The 12,846-nt window shown below is 60.1% G+C and carries 8 protein-coding genes; 2 read left to right on the plus strand and 6 right to left on the minus strand.

The genetic code is table 11. The features are described 5' to 3' along the window. Window positions 1–73 precede the first annotated feature (73 nt). Window positions 74–661 carry a helix-turn-helix domain containing protein gene (locus N5D48_RS04735; protein WP_279881655.1) on the minus strand — a complete coding sequence of 196 codons (588 nt, stop codon included), beginning with the start codon at window positions 659–661 and terminating at the stop codon, window positions 74–76. Between the two features lie 122 nt (window positions 662–783). On the opposite strand from N5D48_RS04735, the gene N5D48_RS04740 reads away from it, so the two are divergent. Then, complete coding sequence (locus N5D48_RS04740) at window positions 784–1,980, plus strand: MFS transporter (RefSeq protein WP_279881657.1); 1,197 nt, start codon at window positions 784–786, stop codon at window positions 1,978–1,980. 353 nt (window positions 1,981–2,333) lie between these two features. Here N5D48_RS04740 and N5D48_RS04745 read toward each other — a convergent pair whose 3' ends face one another. The 5 genes from N5D48_RS04745 to N5D48_RS04765 all read right to left on the minus strand — a co-directional run bounded on the left by N5D48_RS04745 (window position 2,334) and on the right by N5D48_RS04765 (window position 11,827). Beyond that, complete coding sequence (locus N5D48_RS04745; RefSeq protein WP_279881659.1) at window positions 2,334–6,956, minus strand: ATP-binding protein; 4,623 nt, start codon at window positions 6,954–6,956, stop codon at window positions 2,334–2,336. A 163-nt stretch (window positions 6,957–7,119) separates the two neighbouring features. Beyond that, on the minus strand, window positions 7,120–8,697 hold the full coding sequence (gene guaA / locus N5D48_RS04750) for a glutamine-hydrolyzing GMP synthase (protein WP_279881661.1): 1,578 nt from the start codon (window positions 8,695–8,697) through the stop codon (window positions 7,120–7,122). A gap of 154 nt (window positions 8,698–8,851) precedes the next feature. Then, entirely contained in the window at window positions 8,852–10,321 is a 1,470-nt protein-coding gene (guaB, locus tag N5D48_RS04755) for an IMP dehydrogenase (RefSeq protein WP_279881663.1), read from the minus strand. 148 nt (window positions 10,322–10,469) lie between these two features. Next, a complete protein-coding gene (locus tag N5D48_RS04760) occupies window positions 10,470–11,024 on the minus strand; it encodes a sugar ABC transporter ATPase (protein ID WP_279881665.1) in 555 nt (184 codons plus the stop codon). 47 nt (window positions 11,025–11,071) lie between these two features. After that, window positions 11,072–11,827, minus strand: coding sequence for a sulfite exporter TauE/SafE family protein (locus N5D48_RS04765; RefSeq protein ID WP_279881667.1), 756 nt, complete (start codon window positions 11,825–11,827; stop codon window positions 11,072–11,074). Window positions 11,828–11,924: 97 nt separating this feature from the next. Here N5D48_RS04765 and N5D48_RS04770 point away from each other — a divergent pair, with 97 nt between their 5' ends. Continuing rightward, complete coding sequence (locus tag N5D48_RS04770) at window positions 11,925–12,803, plus strand: LysR substrate-binding domain-containing protein (protein WP_279881669.1); 879 nt, start codon at window positions 11,925–11,927, stop codon at window positions 12,801–12,803. Window positions 12,804–12,846: the final 43 nt, after the last annotated feature.

A 12,846-nucleotide genomic window follows, 5' to 3' on the forward strand; every position in this document is an offset into this window, starting at 1 on the left:
AGAAACGCAGTGTGGACAAGAATCGGCAGGACGTCTGTGAACAATCGTGTCGGGGCCGCGTCAGGATCGGTCATCACCTGTGGGCCAACAACCCGCGCAACAGTAGCCTCAGGGCTTCAAGCCCCTGTTCCAGGCGCGCCTCGCTATCCTCTCCCTGCGCGATCCACTGCGCGGCCTCGGCCAGGCTGCCATAGATCAATGCCGCCAATGCCCGCGGATCGGCCTGGGTCATCACGCCCCCCTCGACCAACTGCCGCACCAGCCGCTGCATGGTCGCCAGGCACTGCTGGTGCGAGGCGTGCGAGGCAGCGCCCAGCACCGCCCGGGCATCACGCAGCACGATGCGTTGCATATCCGGCTCCACGGCCATCTCGAGGTAAGTGCGACAACGGCGCTGGAAACCTTCCCAGGCATCCTCGGCGGTAACGGTGATGCGGTTCAGGCGCTCGTCTACCTCGCCGTCTATCTGCGCCACCACCGCCGCCAACAAGCCCTGCTTGTCACCGAAATGATGGTAGAGCGCGCCCCGTGTCAAACCCGCTCGGGCTGTCAGGTCATCCATCGAGGTATTGGCGTAGCCCTGCTCACTGAATACCTTGCGCGCCATGGCCAGCAGCGTGGCTCGCGTCTGCTCCATCTCGGCGCGGGTGCGTCGGACCATGCGCTCTCTCCTTTACATACACACTGCATGATTGATTACATTCAAAGCGTATGTATATGATCCATTCATACGCATTGCACGTATTTTCGCCAACACACCTCGCAGTGACAAGGGACTGGATCATGGGCACATCGACTGGCGCAGCACCCCTGCATGACAACTGGCTCGCGGTAGGCGCCGCGGGTCTGGCCACCTTCTCGGTGGTCACCACGGAAATGTTGCCGGTGGGCTTGCTGACGCCCATCGCCGAAACCCTGGACAGCAGCACCGGCACCACCGGCCTGACACTGACCCTGCCCTCGCTGCTGGCCGCGCTGTTCGCCCCTCTGGTCGTGGTCGCCGCTGGCGGCGTGGACCGCCGGCGGATCCTCTGCGGCCTGCTGGGCCTGCTGGCGCTCGCCAACCTCGCCTCGGCGCTGGCCCCGAACATCGGCTGGCTGCTGGCGGCACGGGTGCTGGTCGGCTTCTGCATCGGCGGCATCTGGGCCATCGCCGGAGGGCTGGCCGCACGCCTGGTAGCCAACCCTGCCGTCGGCCTGGCGACGGCCATCATCTTTGGTGGCGTGGCGGCCGCCTCGGTGCTGGGCGTGCCGCTGGGCGCGATGATCGGTGATTTCGTCGGCTGGCGCTGGGCGTTCGCCGGCATGGCCGCGCTCAGCGCATTGGTGCTGCTGTTGCACCTCGCCGTGCTGCCGCCATTGCCTGTCGCCAGCGCGGTGACAGCGCGGCAGTTTTTCGCGCAGTCGGGCAATCGTGCGCTACGGATCGGGTTGCTGCTCACCCTGTTGCTGGTGGCGGGGCACTTCCTGACCTTCACCTTCGTGCGCCCCCTGCTGCTTGGCTGGTCCGGGTTCGATGACCAGTGGATCGGCGCGCTGCTGTTCGCCTATGGCGTGGCCGGGATGACCGGCAACTTCCTGGTCGGCCTGCTCGCCTCGAAGCGGCCGGGCACGACCTTGGCGCTGATCGCACTGGGACTGCTGCTGGTGCCGGCGATGTTTCTGAGCGTCGGCCACACGCCTGTCGGCGGCACCATCGCGCTGCTGACCTGGGGCCTGGCCTATGGCGGCGTTTCGGTCGGGCTGATGACCTGGATGATCAAGGCGGCGCCATCGGCGGTGGAGGTGGCCACGGCGCTGTACATTGCCGTGTTCAATGGCGCTATTGCCCTGGGATCGTGGGCAGGAGGGCAGATCGTGGACGAGCTCGGTCTGGCCGACATGCTGTGGTTGGCCGCAGCGTTGGCAGGCGCAGCCCTGCTGCTGTCCCTGACACGCCTTGAACGACGCCAGGACGCCAGCGTCGCCAGGCACTGCTGAGAAACGGCAAAGCCCGCCTGACGGCGGGCTTTGCGCTTATCGGATCACGGCCCGGGCCGGGCGCGGGATCATTCCCACTCTATTATCAATAGGTACCTATAGCCACTTTTAACCGTACTCCTTAAAGCAAATTCCATTTCGAGACCATGATAAATACCATGCGAATGACTGCTCTTGAGAGTGATCTCGCTAGGAACACCTTCCCAAGGCAAGGCCGGTAAAAGCTGCCGCATCAAAACCGGAGTCCGGAGAACGTCAGTCCATAGTCGAATCTGGCGACTGATTTGGATATCGTCACATCCATGCTCTGAGAGGCTAGGAAGCGAACGGGTTGAGCGGATCCGGCTTGAGCCTTAACGACGCAGCGCAAATGCTGCAGCGTCCTCAGCGCCGTAAACCTCTGCGTCAAGCAGGCGCTCGTAGATCGTCATCGCACGAGTTTTGATCTCTATTGGTGAGCGCTGAAGTGCAATCACAAGCCCTATAAATTCGCCGTCGTACATCCCTCCAACGGTCCTATCTGGCGATTTACGTGCAAGCTCAGTTGCAGCCTCTGCGATTTCAAGCACCAGCATTTCAAAGCCTGGATAAAGCAACAGGTGCTGAAGCGAGCGTACAAACAGCAACCCCATCGACTCTCTGAGCAGATCAATATTTACTGCAACAGAAGCCAGCAGGGCTCGCGTCATCTCATCGGGAGGTAATCGCTCGCCACAATCTACAGCTGTAGATAGCGCATGAGCCTCGAACCCACTAACAATGCTGGCCATAGAAATGAGGTAGGCATGCGAGCGGCTTCGAATATCGTGATCAAGTTCACCCCACCCCGCCGCTGCCGCAAATAACACACCAGACCTGGCGGAAACATCATTCCCGCCCTTCACCGCTTCGACTATCTCGCCCATCCCACAAGAAGCAGTGCTATCGACAATCACGCTAGCAGCAGAGAACTCACCACCAATCTGCCTAAGCTTATGATCGCTATGAGTGAGCCAGAAGTTGACAATCTCCTGCTGTAAGCTCGTATGCATGCGAACGCGCAGGCGCCACAACGGCTGGACTACAGCTGCATCTTCAAACGCCGCTGGAAACCTCCGCCAGATCGCCTCAATCAGCTCGCCCACTCTTGCCGAATCTGCCCACCAAAGTTCATGCGACCTGAATATTAGGATCGCACTCCAAACCTCGGGATCTTCAGGATAAGTAACGTGTAGTTCCAACTCCGAGAGCCAACCATCACAATCCACGCCGTCACGATAAATATATCCCGCCGCGATCGCGGACAGCAGCGTAAAATTGCGCTGAGGGAGAAAATGCATCCCCCCGCCCCGGCCAAATAGCATGGCCTCAGGGCGTTGATCTGGTTTTTCATTCCTCTCACGATTGGATTTGTTTAACTCGGCGTGACGTAGTGTTTCTGCGGCCAACACATTGGGGTCGCGCTGCAGCCAGCCTTTGAGCAACTCGATGTCACGACCCTCAAGACCTTTCAGGCGTTTAGCGAGTACCTCCATGGCGCTGGCAACATCGTGGCGAAAGCTAGTCGACGAAAAGCCACGGGACTGGGCATCCCAAATCAAAGCTTTCTGTGTCTGAGCGTCAACTGCCTCAACCGCCGACAACTCCCTAATCGCGGCGCCTGTAACCTGCTCGTGCAGACCCGGCTGTAAACGCGGAATGATACGAAGAACACGATCTGGAAACGACTTCGCAAACGCAGCAAAAGCCCGAGACAACTCAGTAACACCACCCTTCAACCAGTGTTTCGGGTGCTCATGACGCCCAGTGTGGTCATTTACTGCATCGAGCATTTTGATAATCGCATCGTCACTGGCTTTCGCCATCTGATCGTGGCTCATGGGTGATCCAACGAACTGCGCCATCCTCCGACCGCCACGCTTTGCTCGTAGCGTGGGCTGTTCGGCCTGCCACTCCTCAACTTGCCTACGACGACGGGGTGTCAGTACTTGCACAGGTAGTTCGGCAAGTAAACGCAACCTCCGCTCATCAGACCAACGGAGCAATTGCCTTCGATGGGCAGGATCTCGCTCTTCCTGTAATTCTTCCCCCCAAGGCTCCCAAGCCTCAATGTAATCGCGCATCCGCTCAATATCAGCGAGCGAGAGGTAGGGAGTGATCTGGGCAATCAGTGTGCTTGACGACCAACCACAGATCATGTGGCCGACACTTCTTTCATCATCGAACATATCGCTACCTAGATGAAGACGCCGCTGATCGGTCAGGAGAAACGCAAGCGCATACTCAGCAAATACAGCCGAGTTCGCCGCCAGGGTATCGGCCACTAGCGACTGGACCTCATCAATTTCTACAGCACCAACAGTAACAAGCAAGGTGCGCACACCTAGCGGGTCAGAAACTGCTGACTCTTCGAGCACACTTCGCAGGAGCTGCGTCAAATGCCCTTGGCCAGAGTCATGTTTCCAATCGTATGGAACAGATATCGATTGCGGATACCGATGCCCTGGCCGTCCATCACCAACCTCTCGCGATGCCACCCCGACAAACCAAGGCAGGAGCCGTTCGGCACAATAGAGCGGTGCGGCTGCCGCAATCTTTTCAATGCCATAAACGCTGATGTCATTGTGCCGATCCGCAGGCTGCAACTCAGCCCAAAATGAAATGAGATCCAAAGCAACGTGAGTATTACCGTTCTCATGTAAAGTTTTGGTGTAATGGGATATCGCCCAATCTGCCAACATCGTTCGATTAAAGATCGTACGGACATGGGCGATTGCACGGTCGGTCGCAATACCAGAACGCTCAAAGAGACTAAACACATCTCCGTCATGTGAAGTATCCGACCAATAGCGGTCGACCAGATCCATAACTTTGCTCGAGTCCTCAGCAACTTCTCGAACGAGCAACATGGTCGCATTCCAGCGATGCTTTTCGTCCTGTAGAAGAAAAGGAAGGAGCGGCAGCACCCCTGACCTCCAGCACGGCCATCTTGTCGCTAGCTGCCTGAATGCCCGATTCGCAAGTGCATGATCGTTACGCGCCATCCAATCGACCCAAGCAATATCACTTGCACTTGGATCATCAACACTCGCCAAATAATCGGCCACAAGATGGCGCAAATGTCTGCGTGTCTTGGGGTTTGGTAGCAACAAGCGAATAGCAACCTCATAGGAAGCCGTATCAACCCTTCGCATGTGCTCAAGGCCGCGCAAGACTGTTCCCCGCGCAAATAAGCCTTCTTGGCGACTCCATGCATAATCAGCCAGCTCTTGTGCGGTTCGGAGTGTCTTAGCTTGGAAATCATCGAGCCATGACTGATGACTGAATCCGATACTGGCGTCTTCGCGGATGACGATGCCAATTGACTCGGCCCAACGCAGCATCTCGCTGTAATCAGGATCATAGTGAGCGGCCGGCCGCCAGAGGCTCTCATACTGAGTCATGTCAGCTGCGAGTTGGCGCAAGAACGCCAGACACGAAGCACGCGCAGTCCCTACAGGTAGTTTTTTGTCGAGCCATCGATCAAGTAAGTTTGCTGCTGTAAAATCCGCAGGATTCAAGCCAGACTTGGCAAGATCAACGTATATAGCGAGAGCAAAAGGTGTACGCAGCGTCTCTTTGAGACTATCCGGCACAACCGTGGAGTCAATACCGAGTTCACCAAGCAGTGTGGATATCCGCTCGAACGGAGGCAGAGCAAGTAGTAACTCATCCGCATCAAGTAACCTAAATCGAGCGTCGAACTTCGCCTCAAATGGTCGCGAAGAAACGATTACGTGAATGGGAAGTTTATTGCCCTCTTGACTCTCTGCCTCCTGTAGCCGAGACGCAAGGCGAAGTAAGACCTGCATGCGCTGTGAACTTTGGTCCATCACTTCACTGACAGCGTCAAGCTGATCAATGATCAACACAACCGGGGCTTCAACCGCCAGCGAGAGAAGCTCCTGTTCGATGTCACCTGACATACCAAGATCGCGAGCGAGGTCGGCGAAATTCACAATATTAGGGCTAAGCATGTCGGCCTTTATCGCTAGCACAATCTGGCCGCGGGCTTTGAGGGCACAATACAGCTCAGCGAGAAGTGCTGACTTCCCAGTCCCTGCGCCTCCGACGACTAACGTAGAGCCTGCAGGGTGCCGACTGATCCGGTGGATCAGATCGTCGAATTCTGGTCGCTCTATATGCTGCCCCCAAATCTGTTGAGACCAGTCGGCCAGACCGCGCGACCCCCGTGTTATGTCTTCCTCAACATCAGCTCTGGTGAATGTTTGTGTGGTCTTTGAGACTAAGCCAGCTGCAGCGAACCGAGCCTCAATCATGGCCTCGGCATCCTCCACAGCCACAACAAGTTGAACTTTGAAAAAACGTTGGCGGACAGCAGGAATGTCCTCCAGTAACGCATCTAGGTCGACTGGTCTATGAAGCTCATATTTCAGGTTCTTCAGGGCAGCTCTGATGCCTGGCATGACAGCCTCGATCTTCAGCATCGAGAATGCTTCATACTTTTTAATGACATCGGCAACCAGACTTAAAAGCTCAGTTTCATTGGCAGTTAGCCAAGTCTGTGGTGCATCGAAAAAATCGGTTGTAGTGCTGGCAGGATCCGAAGCAAGGGCAAGAACAAATCGAAAACTAGCCGGGTCCGGCATAAGCGCCGGCTCAAGCACAACATTTAGAAGGAACTTAATTACCTCACGGAGCGTGTCCGGCCGGGTGAAACCGGCCTTAACCTTTTTGCACTGAATAAGCCCAACTGGCTTCTCATCCTTCGTGAGCCAAACATCCCGTCCTTGATCAGCTCCTGTGACCATCAAGCGAAGATTGCTGTACCACGACGACTCAGATGCACGCCCTCGATAGATGCTGTACAAGAGAAGTTCAAAATCAGCGTCCGTTAACGCAAGATAATTTGCTCTATCTGGTCCCACACGCCCTTCGTCTACTGCCCTGACGTGAGCGTACGCAACGTTAATCTCATCATCTGTGAGGACTTTCATACTGGTCTTCCATATTTGACGATTTCCAGCTTCCGACAAAGAGCTGCTGCCAACACAATGCGGCACTTTCAATAGCGAGACCAAGCGCCGCCAGTGCAGACATGAAAAAACCGGCCAAAGCCGGTTCTTTCATACAGTCATGCAGTCGTGCAGCACTGCGGGGTTACTCCCACTCGATGGTGGCCGGCGGCTTGCTCGACACGTCGTAGGTGACGCGGGAGATGCCGTCGATTTCGTTGATGATGCGACCGCTGACGGTTTCCAGCAGCTCGTACGGCAGGTGTGCCCAGCGCGCGGTCATGAAGTCCACGGTCTCGACGGCGCGCAGGGCCACGACCCAGGCGTAGCGACGACCGTCGCCGACGACGCCGACCGACTTGACCGGCTGGAACACCACGAACGCCTGGCTGGTCTTGTGATACCAGTCGGCCTTGCGCAGTTCTTCGATGAAGATGTGGTCGGCGCGACGCAGGATGTCGGCGTATTCCTTCTTCACCTCACCGAGAATGCGCACGCCCAGGCCCGGGCCCGGGAACGGGTGGCGGTAGACCATGTCGTACGGCAGGCCCAGTTCCAGGCCGATCTTGCGCACTTCGTCCTTGAACAGTTCGCGCAGTGGCTCGACCAGCTTGAGGTTCATCTCCTCCGGCAGGCCACCGACGTTGTGGTGCGACTTGATCACGTGGGCCTTGCCACTCTTGGCGCCAGCCGACTCGATCACGTCCGGGTAGATGGTGCCCTGGGCGAGGAACTGGATGTTGTCCAGCTTGCTGGCCTCGGCATCGAACACGTCGATGAAGGTGCGACCGATGATCTTGCGCTTTTTCTCCGGGTCGGCTTCGCCGGCCAGGTTGTCGAGGAACTGCTTCTCGGCGTCGGCGCGGATGACCTTGACGCCCATGTTCTCCTTGAACATGGCCATCACCTGGTCGCCTTCGTGCAGGCGCAGCAGGCCGTTGTCGACGAACACGCAGGTCAGCTGGTCGCCGATGGCGCGGTGCAGCAGCGCGGCAACCACGGAGGAGTCGACACCGCCGGACAGGCCCAGCAGGACGTTGGCCGAACCAACTTGCTCGCGAACCTGGGCGATGGCGTCTTCGACGATGTTGGACGGGGTCCACAGGGCTTCGCAGCCACAGATGTCCTGGACGAAGCGCGACAGGATGCGACCGCCTTGCTTGGTGTGGGTCACTTCCGGGTGGAACTGCACGCCGTAGTAGCCCAGGGCATCGTCGTACATGCCGGCGATCGGGCAGCTCGGGGTGCTGGCCAGCACGCTGAAGTTGCCCGGCATCTGGGTGACCTTGTCGCCGTGGCTCATCCACACGTCCAGGCCCAGCACGCCGTCATCGTCGACGTGGTCTTCGATGCCGTCGAGCAGGCGGCTCTTGCCGACCACGTCGACGCGGGCGTAGCCGAACTCGCGCAGGTCGGAACCTTCGACCTTGCCGCCCATCTGCTCGGCCATGGTCTGCATGCCGTAGCAAATGCCCAGTACCGGGACCTTCAGGTCGAACACGGCCTGCGGGGCGCGTGGGCTGTTGGCTTCGTGGACCGACTCGGGGCCACCGGCCAGGATGATGCCGCGCGGGTTGAATTCGCGGATCGCTTCATCGTCCATGTCGAACGGGTGCAGCTCGCAGTACACACCGATCTCGCGCACGCGGCGGGCGATCAGCTGGGTGTACTGGGAACCGAAATCGAGGATCAGGATGCGGTGAGCGTGAATGTCGAGGGCCATGACTCAATCTCTGATGCAGCCGCAAGCTTCAAGCCGCAAGCTGCAAGTTGATCGGGGAAAACGCGGTAGCGGCTGCAGCGCAGCTACCGCTTGTAGCTTGTAGCTTGTAGCTTGTAGCTTGTAGCTTGAAGCTTGCAACTGACGACTGGAGGCGTCAGCCGACCCGGTAGTTAGGGGCTTCTTTGGTGATCTGCACGTCATGCACGTGGGATTCGGCCATGCCGGCACCGGTGATGCGCACGAACTCCGGCTTGGTGCGCATCTCTTCGATGGTCGCGCTGCCGGTGTAGCCCATGGACGAACGCAGGCCGCCCATCAGCTGGTGGATGATCGCGGCCAGGGCGCCCTTGTACGGCACGCGGCCTTCGATGCCTTCCGGCACCAGCTTCTCGGCGCCGGCCGAGGAGTCCTGGAAGTAGCGGTCGGAGGAGCCTTGCGCCTGTGCCATGGCACCCAGCGAGCCCATGCCACGGTAGGCCTTGTAGGAGCGGCCCTGGAACAGCTCGACTTCACCCGGAGCCTCTTCGGTACCGGCGAACATCGAACCCATCATCACGCACGAAGCGCCGGCGACGATGGCCTTGGACAGGTCACCCGAGAAACGGATGCCGCCGTCGGCGATCAGCGGCACGCCAGTGCCTTCCAGCGCGGCGGCGACGTTGGCGATGGCGCTGATCTGCGGCACGCCGACACCGGCAACGATACGGGTGGTGCAGATCGAGCCTGGGCCGATGCCGACCTTGACCGCGTCGGCGCCGGCTTCAGCCAGGGCCTTGGCGGCGGCGCCGGTGGCGATGTTGCCGCCGATCACCTGCACTTGCGGGTAGGTCTCTTTCACCCAGCGAACGCGATCGATCACGCCCTTGGAATGACCGTGGGCGGTGTCCACCACCACCACGTCAACGCCAGCGGCCACCAGGGCGGCAACGCGCTCACCGGTGTCCTTGCCGGTGCCGACTGCGGCGCCGACGCGCAGGCGACCCTGGTCGTCCTTGCTGGCCAGCGGGTAGGCCTTGGCTTTTTCGATGTCCTTGACGGTCATCATGCCCTTGAGGTTGAACTTGTCGTCGACGATCAGGACTTTTTCCAGGCGGTGCTTGTGCAGCAGCTCACGGACTTCGTTCTTGTCGGCGCCCTCGCGCACGGTGACCAGGCGCTCTTTGGGCGTCATCACCTCGCGGACCTTGGCATCCAGGCGGTTCTCGAAGCGCACGTCACGGGAGGTGACGATGCCGACCAGATCACCGTTGGCCAGTACCGGAACACCGGAGATGTTGTTCAGGCGGGTCAGTTCGAACAGGTCGCGCACGGTGGCGTCGGCGTCGATGGTGATCGGGTCCTTGACCACGCCGGCCTCGAACTTCTTGACCTTGCGTACTTCGCCGGCCTGCTGCTCGATGGTCATGTTCTTGTGGATGATGCCGATGCCGCCTTCCTGGGCCATGGCGATGGCCAGGCGCGCTTCGGTCACGGTATCCATGGCGGCGGAGACCAGGGGAATGTTCAGCTCGATGCCACGAGTCAAACGGGTCTTGAGACTGACTTCATTGGGCAGTACCTCGGAGTAGCCAGGTACAAGGAGGATATCGTCGAAGGTCAGGGCTTCTTGGCTGATACGCAGCATCGCGGGGGCTCCCGGGAGGGAAAAATGGAAGCGCGCCATTATACCCATCCATGGCGCGCCGCTCAATGTAAATCAAGCTTCAAGTTACAAGCGGCAAGCTACAAGAAGTCGCAGGACGTACGGACCGCTTTTTCTTGAAACTTGCGGCTTAAAGCTTGCCGCTGACTTGCACCACCGCCACCGGCTGGTCCAGCCAGTCGGCGAAGCTGTCGAGAAAGGCCTGGGTGAACCCGGCCTCGCCCCAGTTGTTGAAGATGAACCCCAGGTTGGAAAAGGCACAGGGCTGCAGGTAGAGGAAGCCATTGATGTCATCCTCGAAGCCGCACAGCGGGCAGGTGAAATTGTCGCTCACCCCCGGCATCCATTCTTCCAGGCTCTCGAACAGCGGCTCGCCCACCTCGCGCCGGCATTCCGGGCAGCCGGCCTCTTCGAGAAAACCGTCGGTGGGGGTGTAGATGCAGCGCTTGAGCATCACCTCCAGGCCATTGACCTGCTCGCCAAGCGGTAGCTTGTGCGGGTGCAGGGCCACCTTGCGCGCCCCCTCGGCCAAGGCATGGCCCATGCGGTTACCGGTACGGCCACAGGTGGTCAGCTGTTCCTCGACGATCTTCTCGCGCACCAGCCAGCGCAGGATGGCGCGGGCACGGGCCTCGTGGACCGGCACGGTGGAGAGTTTGGGGACGATGATGCTCTGGGTGTTCATGCGCGAGGGGCCTGCGGACTGCGGTGGTCGCGCATTCTACCGCCTGCTCAGACACTCAGATAGCGACCGATCAGCGCCAGGCCGCTGGCCAGCACCAGCCAGGTGATCAGGCGCACGAAGGCCTCACGGGACAATTTCAGGGTCAGCCGCCGCCCCAGCCAGGTGCCGAGGAACATCACCGGCAGCAGGCAGGCGGCGAGTGACAGCAGGCTGGCGTCGGCATAGACCCCGGCGATGAGGAACAGCGACAGGCGCACCACGGTGCTGCAGCTGATCAATGCGACCTGGGTCGCGCGCACCTGATCCTTGGCCTCCAGCCGTGCGCTCAGATAGATCGCGTAGAGAAAGCCACCGCTGCCGAACAAGGCGCCGAACAACCCACCCACGGTGCCCATGGGAGCCGCCCACAACGCCGACAGGCTCGCCGGTCGCACCTTCACCGCAAGGCCATAGACCGCATAGGCGGTGACGAACACGCCCATCAGCAACAGCAGCACGTCCGACTTCAAGCGCAGCAGGAACACCACGCCCAACGTGCAGCCCACGGCCATGAACGGCAGCAGGCGCAGCAGTTCGCCGCGCACCACGTCACGCCGCGACGGCAGCAGGTTGCCGAACGCGGCGACGAAGTCCAGCAGCACCAGCAGCGGGATGATCCGCGACAGCGGCATGAAATGGATCAGCACCGGGCCTGCGACCAGCGCGGTACCGAAGCCGGCGATACCGAAGACGATATAGGCCACGGCCACGCCGAGCAGGATCGGTAGCCAGTCGAGGGCGGAGAACGACAGTTGAGCGAACATCGCGACAGCTCCTGGGAAGACGGCTGAAGGTTAGCCAGCGACAAGCCATGCCGACTAATATGCCTTTACGCCATGAGCCATCTCAAAAAGGCATGACATGACTTCCACCCGCCAATTGCGCTACTTCGTCGAAATCGCCGAAAGCGGTAGCTTCAGCGCCGCCGCCGAACGGCTATACATCGCCCAGTCGGCCTTGAGCCGGCAGATCAAGGAGCTGGAACTGCAGCTCGACACGGCCTTGTTCGAACGCACCGCGCGCCAACCCCGGCTGACCGCCGCCGGTCAGCTGTTCCTCGAGCGTGCCCGGCGCCTGCTGGCCGACCTGGACAAGGCCGAACGCCTGGCCCGGGAAGTCGGCCAGGGCCTGCGCGGCAGCTTACGGCTGAACCACTCCAGCACCGTGCCGTTGACCGGTCAGTTGCTGCAGCGCCTCGGCACCTACCTTGAGGACAACCCTGGCGTCTCGCTGGAGATCGCCCAGCAATCGTCGGAGGCGCAATTGGAAGACATCGCCGAAGGCCGCCTGGAGATCGGCTTGCTGCGCCTGCCGGTGTTGCGCCAGCACGAGGGCGTGGAGCTGCATGCGCTGTTCGACGAACCGCTGTTGCTGGCGGTGGCGGCAAGCCATCCACTGGCCACGGCGGACAGTGTTCGGCTGGGGCAACTGCGCGAGGAGCGCTTCATTTCCATACCCCATCGCCAGCGCGGCGGGCTGAGCTACCTGTCGGCGTCGTTGTGCATGAACGAAGGATTCTTTCCCCAGGCGGCACAGGTGGTGTCGCGCAAGACCACGCAACTGCAGCTGATCCAGGCCGGGTTCGGGGTGGCGTTGTTGCCGGCGAGCATGCTCGAGATCGCCCCGCCATTGGTGCGTTTCGTGCCACTGGCCGAGGCGTGCCAAAGTACCGTGGCGCTGGCTTGCCGGCGGGATGCCGGGGAGCTGGTGCGCCAGTTCGTGGCGATCATGCAAGGCTGAAGGCCGCTATCGCGGGGCAAGCCCGCTCCCACGCCCTAGGTCG

The organism is Pseudomonas sp. GD03858, assembly GCF_029840925.1.
Lineage (GTDB): Bacteria > Pseudomonadota > Gammaproteobacteria > Pseudomonadales > Pseudomonadaceae > Aquipseudomonas.

What these genes read in the sequence shown, in the direction of transcription:
- N5D48_RS04735 (WP_279881655.1), bottom strand. Translation starts at nt 661, where the DNA reads ATGGTCCGACGCACCCGCGCCGAGATGGAGCAGACGCGAGCCACGCTG.
- N5D48_RS04740 (WP_279881657.1), top strand. Translation starts at nt 784, where the DNA reads ATGGGCACATCGACTGGCGCAGCACCCCTGCATGACAACTGGCTCGCG.
- N5D48_RS04745 (WP_279881659.1), bottom strand. Translation starts at nt 6,956, where the DNA reads ATGAAAGTCCTCACAGATGATGAGATTAACGTTGCGTACGCTCACGTC.
- guaA (WP_279881661.1), bottom strand. Translation starts at nt 8,697, where the DNA reads ATGGCCCTCGACATTCACGCTCACCGCATCCTGATCCTCGATTTCGGT.
- guaB (WP_279881663.1), bottom strand. Translation starts at nt 10,321, where the DNA reads ATGCTGCGTATCAGCCAAGAAGCCCTGACCTTCGACGATATCCTCCTT.
- N5D48_RS04760 (WP_279881665.1), bottom strand. Translation starts at nt 11,024, where the DNA reads ATGAACACCCAGAGCATCATCGTCCCCAAACTCTCCACCGTGCCGGTC.
- N5D48_RS04765 (WP_279881667.1), bottom strand. Translation starts at nt 11,827, where the DNA reads ATGTTCGCTCAACTGTCGTTCTCCGCCCTCGACTGGCTACCGATCCTG.
- N5D48_RS04770 (WP_279881669.1), top strand. Translation starts at nt 11,925, where the DNA reads ATGACTTCCACCCGCCAATTGCGCTACTTCGTCGAAATCGCCGAAAGC.